20 protein-coding genes are annotated in these 22,444 nt (G+C 54.5%); 7 read left to right on the top strand and 13 right to left on the bottom strand.

What is annotated here, in order from left to right:
* Positions 1-21 precede the first annotated feature (21 nt).
* Complete coding sequence (locus TH19_RS00995) at positions 22-1,266, bottom strand: ABC transporter substrate-binding protein (protein ID WP_114100459.1); 1,245 nt, start codon at positions 1,264-1,266, stop codon at positions 22-24.
* 228 nt (positions 1,267-1,494) lie between these two features.
* Between TH19_RS00995 and TH19_RS00990 the strand changes: the two genes are divergently transcribed.
* Positions 1,495-2,826, top strand: a complete 1,332-nt coding sequence (locus tag TH19_RS00990) for a GH1 family beta-glucosidase (protein ID WP_114100749.1) — start codon at positions 1,495-1,497, stop codon at positions 2,824-2,826.
* Between the two features lie 50 nt (positions 2,827-2,876).
* Positions 2,877-3,917 carry a LacI family DNA-binding transcriptional regulator gene (locus TH19_RS00985; RefSeq protein WP_114100458.1) on the top strand — a complete coding sequence of 347 codons (1,041 nt, stop codon included), beginning with the start codon at positions 2,877-2,879 and terminating at the stop codon, positions 3,915-3,917.
* Between the two features lie 103 nt (positions 3,918-4,020).
* On the opposite strand, the gene TH19_RS00980 is transcribed toward TH19_RS00985, so the two are convergent.
* Positions 4,021-4,548 carry an MgtC/SapB family protein gene (locus TH19_RS00980; RefSeq protein ID WP_114100457.1) on the bottom strand — a complete coding sequence of 176 codons (528 nt, stop codon included), beginning with the start codon at positions 4,546-4,548 and terminating at the stop codon, positions 4,021-4,023.
* 95 nt (positions 4,549-4,643) lie between these two features.
* On the bottom strand, positions 4,644-5,558 hold the full coding sequence (locus TH19_RS00975; protein ID WP_181846262.1) for a LysR substrate-binding domain-containing protein: 915 nt from the start codon (positions 5,556-5,558) through the stop codon (positions 4,644-4,646).
* A gap of 102 nt (positions 5,559-5,660) precedes the next feature.
* Between TH19_RS00975 and TH19_RS00970 the strand changes: the two genes are divergently transcribed.
* Complete coding sequence (locus TH19_RS00970) at positions 5,661-6,353, top strand: LysE family translocator (protein ID WP_114100456.1); 693 nt, start codon at positions 5,661-5,663, stop codon at positions 6,351-6,353.
* A gap of 48 nt (positions 6,354-6,401) precedes the next feature.
* Here the strand turns inward: TH19_RS00970 and TH19_RS00965 are convergent, their stop codons facing one another.
* The 8 genes from TH19_RS00965 to TH19_RS00930 form a co-directional block, all read right to left on the bottom strand.
* Positions 6,402-6,833 carry a DsrE/DsrF/DrsH-like family protein gene (locus TH19_RS00965; RefSeq protein WP_114100455.1) on the bottom strand — a complete coding sequence of 144 codons (432 nt, stop codon included), beginning with the start codon at positions 6,831-6,833 and terminating at the stop codon, positions 6,402-6,404.
* Positions 6,823-7,626 carry a HesA/MoeB/ThiF family protein gene (locus TH19_RS00960; protein ID WP_114100454.1) on the bottom strand — a complete coding sequence of 268 codons (804 nt, stop codon included), beginning with the start codon at positions 7,624-7,626 and terminating at the stop codon, positions 6,823-6,825. The genes TH19_RS00965 and TH19_RS00960 overlap by 11 nt, the downstream gene beginning before the upstream one ends.
* Positions 7,627-7,643: 17 nt before the next feature.
* Complete coding sequence (locus tag TH19_RS00955; protein WP_114100453.1) at positions 7,644-8,639, bottom strand: ABC transporter substrate-binding protein; 996 nt, start codon at positions 8,637-8,639, stop codon at positions 7,644-7,646.
* Between the two features lie 190 nt (positions 8,640-8,829).
* Positions 8,830-9,780 (bottom strand): cysteine synthase A, encoded by a 951-nt coding sequence (gene cysK, locus TH19_RS00950; RefSeq protein WP_114100452.1) that lies wholly within the window; start codon positions 9,778-9,780, stop codon positions 8,830-8,832.
* A gap of 203 nt (positions 9,781-9,983) precedes the next feature.
* A complete protein-coding gene (locus TH19_RS00945) occupies positions 9,984-10,439 on the bottom strand; it encodes an RrF2 family transcriptional regulator (RefSeq protein WP_008888834.1) in 456 nt (151 codons plus the stop codon).
* 136 nt (positions 10,440-10,575) lie between these two features.
* Complete coding sequence (gene dut / locus TH19_RS00940) at positions 10,576-11,040, bottom strand: dUTP diphosphatase (RefSeq protein WP_114100451.1); 465 nt, start codon at positions 11,038-11,040, stop codon at positions 10,576-10,578.
* Between the two features lie 68 nt (positions 11,041-11,108).
* Positions 11,109-12,326 carry a bifunctional phosphopantothenoylcysteine decarboxylase/phosphopantothenate--cysteine ligase CoaBC gene (coaBC, locus tag TH19_RS00935; protein ID WP_114100450.1) on the bottom strand — a complete coding sequence of 406 codons (1,218 nt, stop codon included), beginning with the start codon at positions 12,324-12,326 and terminating at the stop codon, positions 11,109-11,111.
* Between the two features lie 167 nt (positions 12,327-12,493).
* Positions 12,494-13,663 (bottom strand): polysaccharide deacetylase family protein, encoded by a 1,170-nt coding sequence (locus TH19_RS00930; RefSeq protein WP_258547767.1) that lies wholly within the window; start codon positions 13,661-13,663, stop codon positions 12,494-12,496.
* A 277-nt stretch (positions 13,664-13,940) separates the two neighbouring features.
* On the opposite strand from TH19_RS00930, the gene TH19_RS00925 reads away from it, so the two are divergent.
* Both TH19_RS00925 and TH19_RS00920 read left to right on the top strand, forming a co-directional pair.
* Entirely contained in the window at positions 13,941-14,522 is a 582-nt protein-coding gene (locus TH19_RS00925; RefSeq protein ID WP_114100448.1) for a malonic semialdehyde reductase, read from the top strand.
* A 247-nt stretch (positions 14,523-14,769) separates the two neighbouring features.
* Complete coding sequence (locus tag TH19_RS00920) at positions 14,770-16,179, top strand: ATP-binding protein (RefSeq protein ID WP_114100447.1); 1,410 nt, start codon at positions 14,770-14,772, stop codon at positions 16,177-16,179.
* A gap of 79 nt (positions 16,180-16,258) precedes the next feature.
* Here the strand turns inward: TH19_RS00920 and hslU are convergent, their stop codons facing one another.
* Complete coding sequence (gene hslU / locus TH19_RS00915; RefSeq protein ID WP_114100446.1) at positions 16,259-17,569, bottom strand: ATP-dependent protease ATPase subunit HslU; 1,311 nt, start codon at positions 17,567-17,569, stop codon at positions 16,259-16,261.
* A gap of 59 nt (positions 17,570-17,628) precedes the next feature.
* On the bottom strand, positions 17,629-18,189 hold the full coding sequence (gene hslV / locus TH19_RS00910; RefSeq protein ID WP_114100747.1) for an ATP-dependent protease subunit HslV: 561 nt from the start codon (positions 18,187-18,189) through the stop codon (positions 17,629-17,631).
* A 218-nt stretch (positions 18,190-18,407) separates the two neighbouring features.
* Between hslV and ade the strand changes: the two genes are divergently transcribed.
* Both ade and TH19_RS00900 read left to right on the top strand, forming a co-directional pair.
* Positions 18,408-20,138 carry an adenine deaminase gene (gene ade, locus TH19_RS00905; protein ID WP_114100445.1) on the top strand — a complete coding sequence of 577 codons (1,731 nt, stop codon included), beginning with the start codon at positions 18,408-18,410 and terminating at the stop codon, positions 20,136-20,138.
* Between the two features lie 144 nt (positions 20,139-20,282).
* Complete coding sequence (locus TH19_RS00900; RefSeq protein WP_114100444.1) at positions 20,283-22,418, top strand: adenylate/guanylate cyclase domain-containing protein; 2,136 nt, start codon at positions 20,283-20,285, stop codon at positions 22,416-22,418.
* Positions 22,419-22,444 lie beyond the last annotated feature (26 nt).

Below are 22,444 nucleotides of genomic sequence, written 5' to 3'. Positions count from 1 at the left end.
CAAAGTCTCTGGAATTTCGCCTTATTTGGCGTTGGAGATCGCTTGATGGAACTGCGCCTGACCCTCTGCCGGGCTCATATCCGTACTGTTCCAGAAATTCGAGATACTGTCATCAATTGCGCCCGAAACCGCACTTGGCACGCCAAAAAGCCCGGTGCTGACAAGGTGGGTTTTCTTGTCCTGAAGGGTCTTGATCGCGGTTTGTGCGCAGATATCAAAGCTGTCTGCGGGCACATCCAGACGAGCAGGGATCGATCCCTTTTTCTTGTTAAAGGCAATCTGCACGTCGGGTTCAAGCATCACATGGGCCATCTTGATCTGTGCCGGAGTTGCTTCTTCGCCATCCATTGCCGAAAAGGCAAAGGCATCCACAGTCATGATATAGGCCGTATCAATCGCCGGGGCGAAAGAACATCCAACCGTTGTGCCCGGTTCGATCCCCGCAGCAATGATTTCACCCTTGGCCCAGTCACCCATAAACTGGAACGCAGCATCACCCTTGATCACCATGTTGGTCGCCTCGTTCCAGTTGCGGCCCGGGCTGCCTTCATCGACAAAGGGCTTCAGCGCGGCAAAGGTTTCGAACACCTTGCGCATGGTATCGGAATCAAGAAGATCATCATCAAGCGTGCTGTAAAGCTTGGCATAGAATTCACGCCCGGCAACGCCCAGAAGGACGCTGTTAAACATGATCCGTTCCTGCCAGGGCTGACCACCAAGGCCAATCGGCGTAACACCTGCATCTTTAAGCTTCTTGGCTGCGGCAACAAAATCATCCCAGCTTTTGGGGACATCCACACCAGCCTTTTCAAGGGCGGCCTTGTTATAGAACATCCAGTTTTCGCCGTGGATGTTGATTGGTGCAGCGATATAGTCGCCGTCATATTTTGCTGCCTTGACGATCAGCGGCGGCAGTTTGTCGTCCCAATGTTCTTCGCTTGCGATCTTGTCAACGTTGGCCAAAAGCCCCTGATCAGCCAATTCACGCAACTGCTGGCCGATTGAGAACTGGAAAACAGCCGCCGGATCACCGCCAAGCATTCTGTTCACGGCCGCCGCACGGGCGTTACCGCCGCCGGCAATCGGCGTATCGACCCATTCGCCACCGCTTGCCTCAAATACTTTGCGTACTTCGGCAAGGGCGGCCTGTTCACTGCCCGATGTCCACCAATGCAGGACTTCGGCTGTTTGGGCATGAAGCGCACCGGCAGAAACACCTGCGCTCAGAAATGCCGCAAGGGCTGCGACTTTGGAAAATTTCTTCATAACGGATGTACCTCCCTAATGGATACGTTCACGCCCGACTTTTTCTTGATTGAAAATCGTAACGTTACGATTTTTTTTGATAAGCCGTTTATTCGCCCTTGTCAATCGACAAAACCCAATGATAATAGAGGAAAAGAACGGCAATCATATTTTTTTGCCAAAATTTTCGTAACGTTACGATTTTGGATGCATTCAATAAGAACATCCGATCAGGGCAAGGAAGCAAACATGACAAAATCATTCCCCGACGGGTTTCGCTGGGGTGTCTCCACCTCAAGCTATCAAATCGAAGGCGGCGCTGCGAATGACGGGCGCGGCGACAGCATCTGGGACATATATTGCGACACACCGGGACGCGTCGCCAATGGCGACAATGGTCGAGTTGCCTGCGATCACTATCACCGCTGGGAAGAAGACCTTGATCTGATCAAGGGGCTTGGTGCACGGCATTACCGGTTTTCTGTCATGTGGCCGCGCGTCCTGCCCGATGGGACCGGCAAGATCAATGAAACCGGGATTGATTTCTACAGTCGCCTGATTGATGGCATGATCGAACGCGGTGTTGATCCCTGGCTTTGCCTGTATCACTGGGATTTGCCGCAGGCCTTGCAGGATCGTGGCGGCTGGACCAACCGCGACATTGTCGACTGGTTCGGGGAATATACGGAACTTCTGGTGACCCGACTTGGTGATCGCGTCAAGGCCTGGGTAACCTTCAACGAACCAAATGTCGTGGCCTGGGTCGGCCATGAAGAAGGTCGACACGCGCCGGGCATTACCGATCCGCGTGCCGCCATGCGGGTCACACACCACCTTAATCTGTGTCATGCGCGCGCTACCCGCATCATCAAGCACCATTATCCCGACGCACCGGTCGGTTTTGTCTTGCCAATGCACAAGGGATATACCCTGCCACACCGGCGCGAACAGGATGCACATCTGATCGATCTGTTCGAAGCCAAGTGGAATGGCGCCTTCCTTGATCCGGTTTATTACGGGCGCTATCCCGAACTGATCATGGATCGGATGGAGCCCCATATTCACGCCAACGACCTTGACGATATCCGTACCAATGTCGATTTTCAGGGACTGAACCAGTATTTCCCAAGCTACATCCAGGCCGCCGAAGGCAAAGCCTGGCCGTTCCAGCATGCCGAACCGCCAAAATATTTCCGCCGAACCGAAATGGGCTGGGCGATTGACGGAGATTGCTTCTATCGCACGATGAAGATTCTTCAGGAAAATTACGGCAATCCACCAGTTTTCGTGACCGAGAATGGCGGTGCCTTTACCGATATTCCCGGCCATAACGGTCATATCAACGATCAGGATCGCATATCCTATTACACCGAATATCTGGGGGCTCTTTTGCGGGCAATCTCTGAAGGCGCCAATGTTCAGGGCTATATGCCATGGTCATTGCTTGATAATTTCGAGTGGGCCTATGGCTACGAAAAACGCTTTGGCCTTGTTCATGTTGATTATGACACCCACAAACGTACCCCGAAGGCATCCTATGAATTTATGCGCAATGTGATTACACAGAACGCATTGCCTTAGGGGCCTGCAGACGATTAAATTGTCCGAAAGAACACAAGAACGGACCTGCCATGCCTGCTTCCCGCCCTAATCTGCGCACGATTGCCGACCGGCTTGGTCTGTCGGTTACCACTGTGTCGCGCGCGCTGAAAGACGGACCGGAAGTCAAACCCGACACCGTTGCCAAGGTCAAGGCGGCAGCAGAGGAAATCGGCTATCGCCCCGATGCAAGGGGCGTCATGCTGCGCACCGGCAAAACTATGCAGGTCTGTTCAATTCTTTATTCCCCCGAGGTCGGCGATTATGGCGATCCGGGCTTCCTTGCTCAGGTCGAAAGTCTGGCGCAGGGGTTGGAGGCCGATCACTATTCGCTGGTGGTTCTTGCCCAAACCAGTGGTGAAGATCCCCTTGAACCGGTGCGCAAGGTTCATACGCAACGCATGGCTGATGCCGTCGTCTTTTCACGGACGACCCTACAGGACAGGCGCGCCAAATATTGCCTTCAGCACGATTTTCCATTTGTCAGCTTTGGCCGGACCGAACTTCTGACTCCGCACGCCTTTGTCGATCACGATGACGAACAGGCCGCCTATGACGCGATCAAACGCCTGATCGAAGACGGCCATCGCAAAATCGGTATGATCGATCCCCCCGAAGACCTGACCTTTTTTGGATATCGCAAGCATGGTGCGCGCCGGGCCATGATGGATGCCGGACTGGACCCCGATAGCCTGATCTGGATGCCGTCGGACGTTTCAGTGCGGGCTGCGCGCGATGCAACCACCAGACTGTTTGGCGATCAGCGCGATGCAACTGCCATCGTCTGCGCCAGCCAGATGACCATGATCGGCGCATTGGAAGCATTGATGGAACTGGGCATGGACACCATTCGCGACGGAATCGGAGTTGTCGGGTTTGGCGGCATGCCGTTCAGGATGCTTTCGAAACAGAAACTGGCTTATTACTACCAGCCACAACGCCATGTCGGCGCTGTTCTTGCACGGCACCTGCACGATTTAATGACCGGCATCCCGGCCGAACAGCTTCAAACGTTACTGCCCTATCGCCGGATTGATGACCTTGCCGCTTTCCGCGAGGGTGAGGATTTCTAAACTGACATCTCGGTATCTGCTGACAACTCCTTTGATTATCGGAGTGCCGGAAAGACCTTAAAAGGCGTTCAGAACATCCAACCCCATCGACCCGCCCTTACAGTTACGGATCGACACCTTCATCTACAGCCCGCTCATTACCGATATACCGCACCAGAACAAGCTCGACAGGTTTCAGCACGATCAAGACAATAAAGGTCAGTATCGTGGCAATAACAACGATATGCCAGGCTGCCAAGGCACAGGCAATCCCAAGAGCCGCGGTGATCCAGACCGTCGCTGCCGTTGTCAGACCCGATACCGACATACTTTTGGGCTGACGCAAGATCACACCCGCACCAATAAAGCCGACCCCGGTCAGAACACCTTGCAAAATACCCTGAACCACCCGTGACAGTGCATCGGGGTGATCGATCAAATCCTGAAAATGGACAGCCACCACAGACACAACCGCGGCCCCCAGCGCCACAAGCGCCAGCGTCCGCATGCCGGTCGGCTTGCCATTCACATCACGGTTCAGTCCAATAAGCATACCAATGACAGTTGCCGCACAAAGGCGCAGAATCATATCGATAATTCCGATATCGAAATATTTTTCTGCTGTCGCGAAATAGGGCAGATCGGTCAGCATGCGGCAATCCTTCTACATGTCAGGGAATCCCAAAACGCCTGACATTCGATCAATGTTCCGCAATGCTGCGTCCCCAAGTAACCCGACCTGCCCAATTACTTGGGTTGCACCGCGCTTTCCATGCCCTGTGCCATGTCGATCAACCAGTCAAAAAACATTGCAATGCGCGGGTCGCGCTTGGGCGGATCAAGGGTGATCAACACATAGTCACAGCCAGTCGGCACCATCCCAAGCGGTGCAATCAGACGCCCGGCCGCCAGATCATCATAAACCAGCGGCAATGGCCCAATTGCTGTACCCAGCCGGTTCACCGCCGCCTGCAGGGCAAAAAAGAAATGGTCGAAATATTGTTCGCTTACCGGTGTTACATTCAGACCGCTTGCACGTTTCCAGTCATCCCAGGCGTCGGGGCGGGTGCGGCTATGAAGCCAGCGGGCATTTGACACATCGCGCGCCAGAATGTTTTCCCAACAATCGGGATCACAAACCGGCCCGGCATATTCCGCCCATAGACGGGTGGTGATGTAATCATCCGATATGCCGTAATCGGCACGGCGAATGGCAACATCACATCCATCGGCCAGCAAATCCACCGGCCCGCCAGCAAGACGCAAATCGATATTCAAATCAGGATTGGCTTCGCGAAAGGCACCCAGTCTGGGCATCAGCCAGCGCATGGCAAGGCTGGGCTCGCACGATACGGTCAGGATCGGGGACGTTCCGGCATGGCGGTGGATATCTTCAACCGCCCGATCCAGCACATCAAGGGCGCTACCTGTGGCCTTAAGCAACCTTTCCCCTGCCGCCGTCAGCCAGACCCGGCGATTGCGCCGGACAAACAGATCAACCCCCATACGTTCTTCGATCTGGGCCACTGCCCGACTTATGGCGCCGTGGGTCAAGTGCAATTCCTCAGCCGCGCGTGAAAAGCTTTGATGACGCGCTGCCGCCTCAAAGGCCGGAAGAGCCGCCAGCGGCGGCAAGCTGCGTTTTTTGTGAATATTACTCACAATATATCCCGGAATTTTTCGATTTTCTGACGTTTCAAGCAGTTTGATACTCAATCTACTCACAGATCAATCTGTTTCTTAATTCAAATCAGGACTTCGACCATGCCCGAGCTTTTCCCCCAATTTCTGTCGATGGAAATCATCGCTGTTAGCATCATCACTCTTCTGGCCGTGATCAGTCCGGGACCGGATTTTGCCATGGTTACACGCATTGCCCTGACACGCGGCAGGCGGGCCGGAGTTTTGTGTGCAATTGGTATTGGAAGCGGAGTTTCGGTCCATCTGACCTATACCCTGATTGGACTGGGTGTGGTTTTTGCCAGCAATGTCTGGGTGCTGACCGGCCTGCGATATCTTGGTGCGGCCTATCTGATCTGGCTGGGGCTGTCGGCCCTTTGGCCCGATATCCGCGCCTTTTCTGATCGACGCAAGGCACTGAAAGAAAAGGATGTTAGCGCTAACACGGTCTATGTTACTCCGGGCGCGGATCAAAACCAGTACACAACCGGTCGCAATGCATTCTGGATCGGATTTGCCTGCAATGCACTTAATCCGAAAACCATGCTGTTTATCGTGTCACTGTTCAGTCAGGTGATCTCGCCCGATACGCCGATTGCTCAGGAAATTGGATATGGCATCTATATCGCGGCCTGCCACATGGTGTGGTTTGCGCTGGTTGCGGTTGCCCTGACCCTTCCTGCCGTGCAGGCCCGCATTGCTTCGATCAAGGTCTGGATCGAACGCGCTGTCGGGCTTTGCCTTGCCGGTCTGGGCATCAAACTTCTGGCAAGTTAAGGCATCAAACACCCGGGAGCGGAACGAACAGGCAACCAAAACACCCGATCAGATAAACAGCATCTCGCCGCTTTGTTTGGCATCGTTCAGGAAGGTTACGACGCCACCTTTTTCGATGGAAAGTTCATCGCGGGTGGTTTCACTTTCCAGTCCAAGGGCGCGCAGGCCCATCTCGCAGACCATGAATTTCGCACCAAGTGATGCACAGGCCGACAGAAGCTCTTCAAAGCTGCCAATACCGCGGGTCGAATAACTGAGATCAATCGAGGTTGCGGTTGCCCCCTCGGCCTCGGTGCGCAAATGCCGCCAGCCGGACGGGGCAAAAAGCGCGCGGCTGGCATCCATGGTAAAGAACAGGGTGACTTCACGCCCGGTTGCGAGTGCCGCAGATGCCATTACGAGGGCGTAATGAACTTTTTCAAAGCTGCCGGAAAATACCACCAGCGACAGTTTCTTTGGGCTTTCGGTCTCAGTGTTCATGGATTGAAAGGTCCTTGATGGTGGCGTTTTCCGAACAGGTCGGACATCCGGGATCACGTGGTACGCGGATTTTGCGGAACGACGCCGACAGGGCATCAATGATCAAAAGCTGCCCGGAAAGACCATCCCCGATGCCCATCAGCTCCTTGAGCACTTCGGTCGCCTGGATACCGCCAATCATGCCAACGACCGAACCCAGAACACCGCCCTGGGCGCAGGACGGAATGGCGTCTTCGGGTGGCGGCGCATGGTAAATGCAGCGATAACACGGATGGGGCGCACCAAGATGGGCCTTGAAGGTCGACACCTGCCCGTCAAAACGAAGCGCCGCCCCCGATACCAGTGTCTTGCCCGCGAGGTAGCAGGCATCATTTAGCAAAAAGCGCGTCTCGAAATTATCCGACCCGTCGGCAATCACGTCATAACCGGCAATCAAATCCATGACATTGGACGCATCAAGGCGGTCATTATGGGCATGAACCGTAATTTCCGGGTTCATGTCGATCATGGTTGATTTCGCACTGTCGACCTTGGGCGTGCCGATATCCTTCATGCCATGTGCGATCTGGCGTTGCAGGTTGGACAGCTCCACCGTATCGGCATCAACAATACCGATGGTGCCGACACCGGCGGCAGCCAGATACATCGCAAGCGGTGATCCAAGGCCGCCAGCCCCGACGATCAGAACGCGCCCGCGTTTAAGCTTCATCTGGCCAGTTCCACCCACATCCTTCAGGACGATATGGCGGGCATAGCGCTGCACTTCATTTTCACTGAAATCGAAATCGGTCACGCGGTCAAACGATCCTGTCAGGACGGGTCAAAGATGCTTGCTTCTGGATATAGCCTGCCGGTCCGATCCCTCAAGGAAAAGATTTGCATTTCCATCGAATTATCCTGATCCAATGCATGATGTTGCGGCAAGATATTGGATTGCCCAAACCCGTCCGAGCCAATCATCGTCCAGTTTTTGACCGCCGGATGGAAAAAGCCGGACTGGCGATAGGCCTGCTCGATCCGGCCGATTTTTTGCAATTCTGACAAACCCTGATCGACCGCAACGATCAAATCACCGCTATAGGGCGTGTTTTTGGTCACCGCAAAGTGACGACTGCCATCCAGTGCGATCTTGTAGCCCGGAATAGGCAACATGCGAACGCCATCGACAACAAGCTCCATATCCGGCCCCGGCTGAAACGGGGCCAAAAGGAAGTCCGCCCGCCCCTCGGCAACAAATTGCACCATCAAGTCCCATGCCGGGACATGGATCAGATCAACCAGGCCAAGCTTGCCCAAGGCCTGCCAATCAGGTTTCCAGTTACGGTTCGAAGCCCCGCGCAACCGTTGAAGGCTACGTAAATTGCGGATTTTCAGACGGTTGGGATTGTCAGCAAGCATGTAAAACCCGGCTTCAAACCGCCCAAGCGGAATCACAACGGACGATGCCGCCACCAGATCACCGCGATGTTCAATATCGCGCAACCAGGTTGACGACCCGGTAATGTCGGCATCACCATCGGCAATCATTTGCATCATCCGAGCATAGGGACCACCGGAAATCAAAGTCACGTCACCACGCCAGCCACCCTTTTGCAAGGCCTGCTGAATAAGAACGACCTCAACCACATCGCGGCGACTATGCGGCCCATCAAATGTTGTAATTTCAAGGGGATCGCGATCAGCAAGGAACTTGTTGTAATCGACCAGAACATCATCGGCGACGACAATCCGCAGGCTGTGTTCGCCATGATCGGCCTTTGATATTTTGATATCGAAACAAAATGCAGCAGCGGCCAAAATAATCATTAAGGCCAGCCAGAGTAATCTCGAATGAACGCCGTTTTGCCCGATCACTGTCATGCAGCTGTCCCGTTTCGGTTCTGTCATTCAGATTGGGACGATATCGACCAACATCCAGTACCAGCCGGAAAGCCGGACATAAAAAAGGCCCGGTGCACAACACCGGACCTTCATTTTCAGCCAACCGTCAAAGGACTTATTGCAGACCTTCGAAGAGCGCGGTCGACAGATAACGTTCCGCAAAGCTCGGTACGATCACAACGATGCGTTTACCGGCATTTTCCGGCTTCTGACCAAGCTCGATACCTGCGGCAACAGCCGCACCCGACGAAATACCGGTCGGAAGGCCTTCGATGGCCGCAAGCTTGCGTGCAGTCGCAAACGCAGTTTCGTTGCCAATGGTCATGACGGTATCAATCACATCGGTATTGAGGTTGCCCGGAATGAAACCGGCACCGATGCCCTGAATTTTGTGCGGGCCCGGTGCGCCACCGGAAATGACCGGGCTGTCTTCGGGTTCGACCGCAACGATCTGGATGTTGGGGTTATGCTTTTTAAGCACTTCACCCACACCGCTCAGCGTACCGCCGGTGCCCACACCCGCAACAAAGATATCAACCTGACCGGCGGTATCCTTAAGGATTTCTTCCGCGGTGGTGTTACGGTGAACTTCCGGGTTGGCCGGGTTATCAAATTGCTGAAGCATGACGGCGCCATCAATTTCGGCAACCAGTTCCTCGGCGCGGGCAACCGCACCCTTCATGCCCTTGGCAGCCGGGGTCAGATCGATCTGCGCGCCCAGAAGCATCAGCATCTTGCGGCGTTCAAGTGACATGCTTTCAGGCATGGTCAGGATCAGCTTGTACCCCTTGGCGGCGGCAACGAATGCCAGCGCGATACCGGTATTGCCCGAGGTCGGCTCGACCAGAGTTGCGCCCGGTGCCAATTTGCCCGCCTTCTCGGCATTTTCGATCATCGCCAGACCAATACGGTCCTTGACCGATGCCAGCGGGTTAAAGAATTCGAGCTTGCCGATCAGATCAGCTTTCACACCTTCGGCTTCGGCCAAACGCGAAAGGCGCACCAGCGGCGTTGCGCCAATGGTGTCGATGATGCTGTCGTAAATCTTGCCGCGAAACTCAGTCATGTTTTCCTCGCACGTTTCTGTATTTTAGCCATCAAGCACATGATGCAATTGTATTTATATCGCTATTCCACAAGGTCAAATGGATAGAAGAAATTTTTACAAAAGTCTGACCTAAACGGTATTCATGATGCCTGTAGTTTATCGAAAATTGCAGCGGAATTCTGTTGAATAACCATACAACACTCCGCCGCCAGCCCAGAAGACTAAATGATGAAATCAGGGGACTCTTCGATCCCGCTGCGCAGGCCTGCGTCACGTGCACGGTTGCACAGGTCTTCGACCGTGATTTTTTCAAGCTGCTTCATCATTTCGTCCTGCAATTCCCGCCAAAGCGGACGCACAACTTCCTTGCCCAACGGCGATCCTGCCGGATCTTCGATTGGATCGTCGGATGTTTCCATCGACCGGATCACCGAAACGATGTCGGCAAGCGTGATACGGCGACGTTCACGTGCCAAACGATACCCGCCACGCGGACCGCGCACACCCACCAGAATATCGGCACGCACCAGCTGCTGAAGGGTCTGTTCAAGGTAACGTTTCGGAATACCCTGACGGGCGGTGATATCACGGCTTTGAACCGGCTCACCCGCCGCGTTATAGGCAATATCCACGACCGCCTCGATCGCAAACAGCATCTTTTTTGAAAGCTTTAGCATCTTCTCTTCTTTACTCCCCATATGGTCCAGCCATCCCCCCAGATGACATAAAGACCTGATTTCGCCAGAGTAACTTAACCATCACCGGCAACAGCCACGGCACCGCAAGGCGGTACCATGACATTGCCTTAAATACCTACTTCGCGGGGCTTGCGGTCCCGGTCGAACCGAAACCGCCCGCACCACGTGCCGTTTCGTCAAGATCATCCACCGCACGCCATGCCACTTGGGTCACCGGTGCGACGACAAGCTGGGCGATGCGCATGCCGCGTTCGATTTCAAACGCGTTTTCGCCATGATTGATCAGGATGACTTTGATCTCGCCGCGATAGTCAGCATCAATCGTGCCCGGACTATTAAGAACCGTTACACCGTTCTTGGCTGCCAGACCGGAACGCGGGCGTACCTGTGCTTCGAACCCGGCGGGCAGGGCAATGGCAATACCGGTTTCAACCAGCGCACGTTTGCCCGGTGCAAGCACCAGTTTGCCGTCAATCGCCGCCTGCAAATCCACGGCGGCCGATTGCGCAGTTGCATATTCCGGCAACGGCAAATCCGCCCCGTGCGGCAACTGTTTCAGATCAACATTAAGAACCGACATATTCCATCCTTGTATCTTGCCCGGTCATATCCGGGATGTTCTTCATTGCCTGTGCAATCGGGATCGCATCAGGAAAAATGTTTGATGATGCGGGCACAAAGCGCCTCGGCAATGCCGGTTTTGCTTTGGCGTGACCAATGTTCATCACTTTTGGCATCGTCGCCTGAAATCAGGCAAATTTCGTTTTGATCCCCGCCAAAGGTCCCGGTATCCGGGGCAACGTCATTGGCAAGAATCCAGTCACACCCCTTGCGCGCCCGTTTGGCACGCGCATGTTCGGTGACTTTTTCGGTTTCGGCGGCAAATCCGATGACAAGCCCCGGGCGCGATGCCCCGGCCTGGCTAATGGTTGCCAGAATATCGGGATTTTCCGAAAGCTTGAGGTCGGGGATTACCCCCGATCCATCCTTTTTAAGCTTCTGACCGGCTTCATCGGCGGTGCGCCAATCAGCCACAGCCGCCGCACAAATCGCGATATCAGCCGGAAGGGCATTCTGAACCGCAGCAAGCATGTCACGTGCTGTTTCAATCCGCACAACCTTGACCCCGGCCGGGTCGGGCAGGGCAACGGGGCCGGAAACCAGCGTTACATCAGCCCCGGCATTGCTTAGCGCCTGCGCAATCGCATGGCCCTGCTTGCCCGAGGACCGGTTGGCAATATAGCGCACCGGGTCAATCGGTTCGTGGGTCGGGCCGCTGGTGACAACGACTTTCTTACCTGCAAGCGGTTTTGGCGCGGACACACCACCCAGGAAATCAAGGACCGATGCAATAATCTCGGCCGGTTCGGCCAGACGTCCCGAACCGACTTCGCCACAAGCCAGATCACCCGATGACGGACCAACGCGGATCACGCCACGGCTTTCAAGCGTTGCAATATTGGCCTGGGTCGCCGGATGGTTCCACATCTCGACATTCATGGCCGGTGCGATCATGACCGGCTTGTTGGTCGCCAAAAGGGCAGTTGTCGCCAGATCACCGGCCTGACCGGTTGCCATTTTGGCCAGAATATCGGCACTTGCCGGGGCGACCAGCACAAGGTCGGCTTCGCGCGACAAACGGATATGGCCCATTTCGGCTTCGTCGGTCAGGGAAAACAGATCCTGATAAACCTTGTTCTCCGTCAGTGCCGCCACAGACAGCGGGGTCACGAACTGTTCACCGCCCTTGGTCAGGATGGCGCGAATATTGATTTCGCGATCTCTGAGCCGACGGATCACCTCGAGAACCTTATAGGCCGCAATGCCGCCCGAGATGATCAGAAGGATATTCTTGCCTGCCGACACTGTGATTACCAATTAATTACGGTTAAAAAGTGTGGTTAACCTACATTGTCTCATTATCAGGCGCAAGCACCCAAAGATGAAATGCAGAACGCCGCATCCGGATCAGGAATGCGGCGCTTGTCTTTTCTATATATGTCAAAGGCTTGCACAAAGCCCAAGCCATCTAATCACGGCACGGTATACAGCATCCCGAACCAGCGCCAGCGTGATTGCGGGCCCATCGTCGTGCAGTTAATCCGCCAGCGCCCCGATGCCACCGGGCCATCCAGACGGATTTCAACGCGTTCATCCCCCAATCGGGTCATGGTGGCGTCGCCATCAGACGGATAGCAGGCAATATCAGGTGCCGGGTCCTTAAGTGTAAAGCCAAAGGCCGGGGGATTGCGTGTCAGGGTATAATCACCCGGCGTCACATCACTAACCCGCAAGGGCAATGAATTGGCCGCCAGTTTAAACCGGTCCATCGCGCCATAATGCTCGTTCAGGGCAAAGCGCGGCAAATAGGTGAAATCGGATTCCGTGCTCATCGCGCCGCTTTGCTGGCCAAAGGATGCCTTGTATCCGGCTTCCTTGACCGCCTTGATCACGTCTGCATTGGCTTCGCCATAGGGATAGGCAAACAGCTCAGGGACAAAGCCAAGCTCTTCCTTGAAGCGTTCGGCGGAATGGGCCAGTTCGGCTTTGACCGCTTCGATATCAATTGCCGGCAAATGGGAATGATGCTGACTATGGCCGCCGATGGTCACGCCATCCTTGACCAGTTCACGCACCATGTCCCAGGTCATGTAATTCGACACGCCTTCATCAAGCTGTTCGGTCGAAACAAACACCGTGAACGGCATGTTGTTGGCGCGAAAGATCGGCCAAGCCTGTTCATAGACCGAACGATAGGCATCATCGATGGTAATCCCGATGGCCCGATCCGGAAGACCCTCACCGCTTTCAAGGGCACGGACAATCTGCGGCAGACCGAGAACCGAATACCCGCCACTGGTCAGCTCCGCGATATGTTCCTTGAACTGTTCGAGCCGGATATTGGTCGAGGGATATTCATCTTCGCCAAACCGGTGATACATGAAAACCACTGCTGATGTCGCATCACCGCCCGCTGCCACCACGGATGGCTCGGCCGCTTCCGGTGCCGGATCTTGGGCTTGGGCCGGGGCCGGGGCATCGGTTTGGATGCTTTCGGAGGCACCGGTGCCAGTGCCAGTGCCAGTGCCGGTTTCGGTGGACTGGGCCATGCCCGGTCCGGCACCAAAAGTCAGTCCCACGGCAAATGACATCCCGAACACCATGCCGCGCAGCATGGTATCTGGCCTAAACCGACCTGTCATTTCTGACGGTCTTTGTCCTTTGGCCTCAAAATTCATGTTTGTTTCCAGTCTTCTACCAACCACTCCAAACAGGACCGACTGTGCGGAACGATCCTGTATCCCGGCTTTGCCAATCTGGATTTATGCCGGGACATCGTCCCGTTTTCCGGGATCGTTTTGCAAAAGCAACAGTATCAGCGAACCAATTGTTTTTCCATATTTCATATGGATAGTTGCAGATTGGACCAGCGCGGTTACCATTAAACCAAGATAATAATCCCAACTTGATGAGGCCCCCATGCTTGGTTCCGATGCTTTTGATCTGTTATTCCGTGATGCCCGCACTTTCAGCTATTGGCAGGATCGCGACGTCGATACGGATTTGCTCAAACAGGCGTGGGACATGACGGTGCTTGGCCCGACAAGCGGCAATTGCGAACCGATGCGCGTTACTTTTGTCAAATCGGATGCTGCCAAAGAACGGCTTAAGCCCTGCCTGTCGGAAGGCAATGTCAGACAAACCATGAGTGCGCCGGTTACCGCCATCATCGCGCAGGACATGGAATTTTACGAAAAGCTTCCTGCCCTGTATCCGCATACCGATGCCCGGTCCTGGTTTGCGGGCAATGATGAAGTGATTAAGGCAACCGCCTTTCGCAACAGTTCGCTTCAGGCAGGGTATTTCATTATGGCACTGCGTGGGCTTGGCCTTGATTGCGGCCCGATGTCGGGATTTGACCAGGCCAAACTTGATGCCGAGTTTTTTGCCGGGACACCTGTCAAAAGCAACTTCCTGATCAATATCGGCTATGGCGATCGCGATAAACTGCATGCGCGCAATCCGCGTCTGCGCTTTGACGAAGGTGCGGCAATTCTCTGACGTCGATCGGTTTCCAAGCCGGATCGACCAAAGGCCTCCCACGGTGGAGGCCTTTTTTATATTCACTCTTTCTGATTTTCTGATAAAGCACGTCGCGACGGGAACCGACAGATTTTTTCAATCCGTCGAGTAACTTGAAAACTGTCATCAAACTTTTATTTGATCTTTACTGGCCCATAACCATTTTTGGTCCACTTTTATCCGTGCACGTACGATCTCTGCGCACACTTGCAAACAGGAGCGTTAATTGGGTTTCCGCCAATTGATACTTACAGCTTTGGCCATTGCCTTTCCGGCGGGCATTGTCTTTGTCGTCCTTGCGGCGATGGAGCTGCTTGGCTGGGGCACGGCAATCCTGTCAGCAACGCTTTCCTGGCTTGGCATCACCGCGATGCTGCGCATCTATTTCGGCGATCTGCGCCGGGTGGCGCGCTATGCCACCGATCTGCGTGACCGATTCAAGGGAACCCCGCCGCAGCATATCTCGTTTGGTGCCGCGTCCGAGCTGTCGTCGCTTTATACCCAGATCGCGGCTGCGTTCCGGGATCGCATCGCGCTTCTTGAAGCCCAAACCAGCACCGATGCCGAAATCCTTGACCATCTGCCAAATCCGGTGGTGATGGTGAACCGGCACCGCGTCGTGACCGGCTTTAACCAGGCGGCAAAGGGACTGTTTCACAATCTTGAAACCGGTCGGGACCTGACACGGTTTATTCGTGATCCGATCCTTCTGGATGCCTTTGACGATGTCGCGAATTCCCGCGAAACCATGAAACATGCCGAATTTGTTCTGGCCAGTGACGCGCACCGCCATTTTGACGTTCTGACTGCGCGCCTGCCAGCTGCGACCGGGGATCGTAATTTTGTCCTGAGTTTCTCGGACCTGACCGAACTTCGCAAACTGGAACAAATGCGGGCCGACTTCGCGACCGATGCTGGTCACGAATTGCGCACCCCGCTTTCGGTTCTTCTTGGCTTTATCGAAACGCTTGAAGGTCCGGCCAAGGATGATCCCGATGCGCTGAACCAGTTCCTGCCAGTTATGCGCGATCAGGCCCAGCGCATGCAGCATCTGATCGAAGATTTGCTGTCACTGGCGCGTATCGAGCTGAATGAACATACCCCGCCGTCAAGCGATTGCGATGTTGGCAAAGTCATCGCCAAAGTCGCCGAAAGCCTTTCGATGAAGGCCGGGACCAAGGGGATGAATATCCGCGTCACCAGCGAACTTGAAAATACCGAGATGGTGGGCGAGGAAAAGGAACTGACACAGGTCTTTGTCAATCTGGTCGAAAACGCCATCAAATACGGCCATGCCAATACCGATGTCGAAGTATCGATCAAACTGGTCAAAAACCCGCCCGGTGCACTGGCGCGTTTCCGTCATGACCGCATCATGGCCGTTGCCATCCGCGACCATTCCGACGGGATTGCCCGTGAACATCTGCCGCGTCTGACCGAACGGTTCTATCGGGTTGATACTGCACGATCCCGTGCAGTTGGCGGAACCGGCCTTGGCCTTGCCATCGTCAAACACCTTGTCCAGCGCCACCGCGGCACCATGCAGATCGAAAGTGAACAGGGTGTCGGATCGGTCTTTACGGTCTATCTGCCGGCCAAGACCGATGACAATGTCCGGAAACTGCATTCCGCCTGATCACGCCAAAGGCGCTTAAAAACAAGAAAGGCCAGCAACGATGTGCTGGCCTTTTTTCTGATCCGATTGATCGTTTCGATTACAGAATAAACTTCGAAAGATCGGTATCCTTTGACAGATCCTCGACCTGTTCGCGGACATAATTGGCATCGACCTTAAACGTCTCGCCCGAACGGTCGGTTGCGGTGAAGCTGATGTCATCGAGCAGCTTTTCCAGAACCGTATGCAGGCGGCGCGCCCCGATATTTTCGACCGATTCATTCACATTGGCCGAGATACGGGCAATTTCATCAATCGCGTCATCGGTAAAGTCCAGCGTGACTTCTTCGGTCTTCATCAGCGCGATATACTGCTTGATCAGGGAGGCTTCCGGTTCCAGCAGGATGCGACGGAAATCACCTTCGGTCAGGGCTTTCAGCTCGACCCGAATCGGCAGGCGACCCTGCAATTCCGGCAGAAGGTCCGACGGCTTTGCCAGATGGAACGCACCCGAGCAGATAAACAGGATATGGTCGGTTTTGACCGTGCCATGTTTGGTCGAGACGTTCGTGCCTTCGATCAGCGGCAACAGATCACGCTGAACACCTTCGCGCGAGACATCCCCACCACGTTCGGAACGGGCCGTGATCTTGTCGATCTCGTCAAGGAAGACAATGCCGTTCTGTTCGACATTTTCAATCGCCTCGGCTGTGACCTTGTCGAGATCCAGCAACTTGTCACCTTCTTCGTCAACAAGACGATCAAAGGCCTCTTCGACGGTCATGCGTTTGGGCTTGGTATTGCCGCCAAATGCCTTGCCGAACATGTCATTAAGGTTCAGCATCCCCATCTGTGCACCGGGCATGCCCGGAATGTCGATGGTCGGCATCGAGGCCGAGCTGTTTTCCTGAACGTTGATTTCGATTTCCTTGTGCTGCAATTCGCCTTCGCGCAGCATCTTGCGGAATTTCTGACGGGTATCAGGCGATGCATTTTCGCCAACCAGACCGTCCAGAATACGTTCCTCGGCCTGCATTTCAGCCTTGGCGCGGACCTTTTTGCGCATGGTTTCGCGGGTCAGGTCGATGGAAACTTCGACCAGATCACGGACAATCTGTTCGACATCACGTCCGACATAGCCAACCTCGGTAAACTTGGTCGCCTCGATCTTGATAAACGGCGCATCGGCAAGCTTGGCCAGACGACGGGCGATTTCGGTTTTACCGACACCGGTCGGACCGATCATCAGGATGTTTTTGGGCAGCACCTCGTTGCGCATGGTGTCGTCAAGCTGCTGGCGGCGCCAGCGGTTACGCAGCGCAATGGCAACCGCGCGCTTGGCATCTTTCTGACCGATAATATGGCGGTCCAGTTCCGAGACAATCTCGCGCGGGCTGAAATGTTGGGTCATGATTTATTCCGTATCTTATTGCGACAGATGCAGCGACAGGGCCCGGATTGGCACCCTGATTACTTCGCATCCTCGAGTTCGATTTTCTCAAGCAGGACATTGCCGTTGGTATAGACACAAATCTCGCCGGCAATCGCCATTGCCTTGCGGGCAATTTCCTCGGCTGTCATATCCATATCAATCAGCGCCCGGGCAGCAGAAAGCGCATAATTCCCACCCGAACCGATGGCAATAATGCCGTCCTCGGGTTCAAGAACGTCGCCCTGACCGGTCAGAACCAGCGACACATCCTTGTCGGCCACCGCCATCATGGCTTCAAGCTTGCGCAAGTAACGATCCGTGCGCCAGTCCTTGGCAAGTTCGACACAGGCCCGCATGGTCTGGCCCGGATGACGATCCAGTTTGGCTTCAAGCCGTTCCAGCAGGGTAAAGGCATCGGCGGTTGCACCGGCAAAACCGACCATGATTTCGCCTTTCTGGCCGATCCGGCGGACCTTGCGGGCATTGCCCTTGATCACGGTCGGGCCAAGCGATACCTGACCATCACCAGCCACCACGACTTCATTGCCCTTGCGCACAGACAGAATTGTCGTGCCATGCCAGCTTTGTTGTTCGCTCATGAATAATCCTTGAATCTCATCGATTGCTTCGCCCAAGAGTTAGCACGGCAGACGCCCCGGTCAAGGGCAGAAGCCACCAGATGGTCCGTATAGAACCTTCACTGTGAGCGAAACACAGTTTCAACGCAGCAATGCATAAAAAATTCAAGGCACGCGCGGCGCACATGCTTTACCCTTGATGCTTGGAAAAGAATTTCAAGAATGACAGGACCTACACCATGAGCAGCACCGATCTTACCCAAACCCATCTTGGCAAATGCATCCTTGCCGGTCAGGGCAAGATCAAGGCTGATCTGGTTTTACGCAATATCGGACTTCTTGATGTCATCACCGGCAAAATCACCCGGACCGATATCGCGATTGTCGGCGACCGGATTGTTGGCACCCATGACAGCTACGCAGGCGAAGCCGAGATTGATTGTACCGGCAAGTTTGCCGTGCCGGGCTTTATCGATACCCACCTGCATATTGAAAGCTCGCTCGTTACCCCGCTTGAATTTGATCGCTGTGTATTGCCCCATGGTGTGACAACGGTTTTGTGTGATCCGCACGAAATTGCCAATGTTCTGGGGGCGGAAGGCATCGGCTATTTCCTGGATTGCGCCGAACAGACCATCATGGATGTGCGGGTCAATCTGTCATCCTGTGTGCCTGCCACCGCGTTTGAGACTGCCGGGGCGCGGCTTGAAATCGAAGACCTTTTGCCGTTCCGCAGCCACGAAAAGGTCGTCGGCCTTGCCGAGATGATGAACTATCCCGGTGTACTCAACCTTGATCCGGGCATCATGGCCAAGCTTGAAGCGTTCCAGGACGGACATATTGATGGCCATGCGCCACTTGTGCGCGGCATGGATTTGAACGGTTACATGGCCGCAGGCATCCGCACCGATCACGAAGCCACATCGGCCGAAGAAGCCCGCGAAAAACTGGCCAAGGGCATGGCCATCCTGATCCGCGAGGGTTCGGTTTCCAAGGACCTTGAAGCCCTTGCCGAAATTCTGGACGAAAACAGTTCAAGCTTTGTGGCCCTTTGTACCGATGACCGCAATCCGCTTGATATCGGTGAAGAAGGCCATCTCGACAGTCTGGTGCGTCGCCTGATCGGACATCTTAAGGCACGTAATTGCCCGATCCATCATGCCTATCGCGCGGCATCACATTCCGCGGCCCGTATTTTCGGATTGCGCGATCGCGGTTTGATCGGGCCGGGCTGGCGGGCTGATATTGCCATTCTTGATGATCTGGAAACCTGCGATGTTAGCGCTGTCATCGCCGGTGGCCGGGTGGTCAGCGACGATCTGTTTGCCAAACGCAAAACCATTGCTCCGGTCGGTCTAAGCTCGATGAAGGCAACACCGGTAACAGCAGAGGCATTCGCTTGTGATCCCAAACCTGGTCAAAACCAGACGCCGGTCATCAAGGTCAAACCGGGGCTTATTCTGACCTTCCGCGATGAGGCAACGCTTGAAATTGGTGATAACGGCCTGAAACCCGATCTTGCCAATGACGTGATCAAGGTTGCTGTGGTCGAACGTCACGGGATCAATGGCAATATCGGGCGCAGCTTTGTCCGTGGCTTTGGCCTTAAGAAAGGGGCGATTGCATCCTCGGTCGGGCATGACAGCCACAATATCACCGTGGTCGGGGCCAGTGATGCCGATATGGCCGCCGCCGTTAACCGGCTGATTGAAATGGGTGGCGGCTTTGCCGTTGCCGATGAAGGCAAGGTCACCGCCGAACTGCCATTGCCAGTAGCAGGATTGATGAGCACGGAGCCCTTTGAAGTGGTCGAAAAGGACCTGATCACATTGCGGGCCGCCGCCAAAGACCTTGGATGCGTTTTGCCCGAGCCGTTTCTTCAGGTCGCATTCCTGGCACTTCCGGTAATTCCGCACCTTAAAATGACCGACCGTGGCCTGTTTGATGTCGACAAGTTTGACTTTGTTTAGAATGCGTCAAAACAACCACTGATATATTTTTCTTATAAACAATCAACTTCGTATTGTTTTCGACCCGCCGTGATCTAATCTGTTGATAAAGCTGTACGAAAAAGGCAGCGCACATCAACGGTTGCATGGCGGGCAGATGATCAGGTGAAAATCAAACTTCAAATCGGCGTGACGGCTGCATTCACGACCATCGCCGTTCTGATGCTCGGTATCACGGTTGCGTTTTTGTATGAAAGCAACCACAAGCTGGCACTTGATACCGGGCGCAACAAGATGACGACAGCCCGGCATAACGCCGTTGAAAATCTTTTGAATGTCATTCGCCCGGTCGGGCAAATCGTCGACACCACAGTCGACATGATCCATTCATTTCCCGACGCCGTCAGCCAGCCACGCGGCGGGGCAATCATGGCCAGTCTGATCAACGGACATTCACAGATTTATGGACTGTTTTTCGGGTTCGAGGATGATGGTCGCTTCTTTCAGGTCGTCCAGTTCCCCGGTGATCTAAAGACATTTGGCCCTGAAAACAGCCTCATCCCTGACAACAGCAATATCGTTTATCGCACCATCAATTATGACTATGCGGGCGGAAAGCTTGATACCTATCTGTATCAGTCCAGTTGGGGCAATGTGACGGGCCAAGAACACAGTGTCGTCACCTATGATCCGCGCGGGCGCACCTGGTACAAGGGTGCGCGCAGTCAGGACGAAATTTTCGTAAGCCCGTTTTATACCTTTAACAGTACCGGCAAGCCCGGCGTGACCTTTGCCAAGCGGGTAGTTCAGCCTGATGGCAGTCTGATGGGGGTGGTTGGCGCTGACCTGACCCTTGATAATGTCACCAGAATTCTCAACGACATCCGGATCGGTTCAGAAGGCCGGGTCTTCATGCTGGGCATTGAAAACCGGGTACTGGCCTATAGCGGCCCGCATGGCACCAATCGCGACGAAACGTTTTTCAAGATCGGCAATGGTCAGATCAATGACCCGATTGTCACGGACGCCATCACCCAATGGGCAGGCAATCCCAAGGCATTTTTTGAATTCACCAATGCCGACGACGGCAAAAAGTACCTTGTATCGGCCGCCCCCATCCCGGAAATCTTCGGGATTGCCCCGGTCCTGGGACTGATTGTGCCGGAGGACGAGTTTGTTGGCGGCATCAAGGAAGCCACGCAATATATCCTGAAAATTGCCGCTGCCATTTTCATCCTGACCACCATCCTGATCGCGATTATTGCCAGAATGCTCAGCCGTCAGCTGAACCTTGTTGCCGCCGAGGCCGAGAAAATCGGCCAGTTTGATCTTGGCAGTGATTTCGAGATGACATCGCATATCTACGAAGTCAGTGCGCTATCATCGGCGATCACCAACACAAGAAACAGCCTTAAGAGCTTCGGGGCCTATGTGCCGACCGATCTTGTCCGGTCCATTGTCGCAAACGGTAATCCGGTCGAAATTGGTGGTGAAGCACGCGACCTATCGATCATGTTCACCGACATCGAAGGCTTTACCGCCAAGACCGAAAACTATTCCCCGACCGAACTTGCCCGCGAGCTATCAAACTATTTCGCGGCGATGGAACACCAGATCACCGCCAACGGCAATGGCACCATCGACAAATATATCGGCGATGCCATCATGGCATTCTGGAACGCCCCGTCCAACGATCCCGATCATGTTGATCATGCCTGTCGGGCGGCCCTTGCCTGTCGCCTGGCGGGTCGGCAGCTTAATTCCATATCGCAGGAATCACGGCTGTTTCCGCTTTATACCCGCTTCGGATTGCATACGGACCGGGTGGTTGTCGGCAATGTCGGATCAGAGCACCGGTTACAATATACCGCCCTTGGCGGGGCCGTTAACCTGGCATCTCGGATCGAGGGACTGAACAAGTTTTATGGCACACGCATCCTCGTCAGTGATGCGATTGTCCGGCGGGCCTCGGGCAATTTCCTGTTGCGCTTTGTCGATCGGGTCATGCCGGTCGGAACATCGTCACCCCTGGCAATCTACGAGCTGATCGGGGATCGAACCGATCACAGCAACAGGCTTTGCAATATCGCCGAACAGCTTCTTGAAGTTGCCGCATGGGATGCCTGTATTGCCCTTTATCAGGACCAGAAATGGGCCGAAGCCCACGCCGCTTTCAGCGTCCATATCGGCAATGCCACCACCCCGAAACTGGTCGAAATTTACATTGAACGTTGCAAGGCCTTTATGGCGAGCCCACCGCCAAAAGACTGGGACGGCATCAATCATCTATCAAGCAAATAGGCCTGATTTGGTACCAATCGATGTGA

The sequence above is a fragment of the Thalassospira profundimaris genome (assembly GCF_003326675.1).
In the GTDB taxonomy this organism is placed as follows: Bacteria; Pseudomonadota; Alphaproteobacteria; order Rhodospirillales; family Thalassospiraceae; genus Thalassospira; species Thalassospira aquimaris.
Note: the sequence above shows the minus strand (reverse complement) of the source record. Positions and strands in the feature narration are given on the sequence as shown.

Bases quoted from the DNA above. Each gene is read 5' to 3' on its own strand.
- cysK (WP_114100452.1), bottom strand. From the start codon at position 9,780: ATGACTGAGTTTCGCGGCAAGATTTACGACAGCATCATCGACACCATT.
- TH19_RS00945 (WP_008888834.1), bottom strand. From the start codon at position 10,439: ATGCTAAAGCTTTCAAAAAAGATGCTGTTTGCGATCGAGGCGGTCGTG.
- TH19_RS00965 (WP_114100455.1), bottom strand. From the start codon at position 6,833: ATGAACACTGAGACCGAAAGCCCAAAGAAACTGTCGCTGGTGGTATTT.
- TH19_RS00925 (WP_114100448.1), top strand. From the start codon at position 13,941: ATGCTTGGTTCCGATGCTTTTGATCTGTTATTCCGTGATGCCCGCACT.
- ade (WP_114100445.1), top strand. From the start codon at position 18,408: ATGAGCAGCACCGATCTTACCCAAACCCATCTTGGCAAATGCATCCTT.
- TH19_RS00990 (WP_114100749.1), top strand. From the start codon at position 1,495: ATGACAAAATCATTCCCCGACGGGTTTCGCTGGGGTGTCTCCACCTCA.
- TH19_RS00955 (WP_114100453.1), bottom strand. From the start codon at position 8,639: ATGATTATTTTGGCCGCTGCTGCATTTTGTTTCGATATCAAAATATCA.
- dut (WP_114100451.1), bottom strand. From the start codon at position 11,040: ATGTCGGTTCTTAATGTTGATCTGAAACAGTTGCCGCACGGGGCGGAT.
- TH19_RS00995 (WP_114100459.1), bottom strand. From the start codon at position 1,266: ATGAAGAAATTTTCCAAAGTCGCAGCCCTTGCGGCATTTCTGAGCGCA.
- hslV (WP_114100747.1), bottom strand. From the start codon at position 18,189: ATGAGCGAACAACAAAGCTGGCATGGCACGACAATTCTGTCTGTGCGC.
- TH19_RS00930 (WP_258547767.1), bottom strand. From the start codon at position 13,663: ATGACAGGTCGGTTTAGGCCAGATACCATGCTGCGCGGCATGGTGTTC.
- TH19_RS00985 (WP_114100458.1), top strand. From the start codon at position 2,877: ATGCCTGCTTCCCGCCCTAATCTGCGCACGATTGCCGACCGGCTTGGT.
- hslU (WP_114100446.1), bottom strand. From the start codon at position 17,569: ATGACCCAACATTTCAGCCCGCGCGAGATTGTCTCGGAACTGGACCGC.
- TH19_RS00980 (WP_114100457.1), bottom strand. From the start codon at position 4,548: ATGCTGACCGATCTGCCCTATTTCGCGACAGCAGAAAAATATTTCGAT.
- TH19_RS00970 (WP_114100456.1), top strand. From the start codon at position 5,661: ATGCCCGAGCTTTTCCCCCAATTTCTGTCGATGGAAATCATCGCTGTT.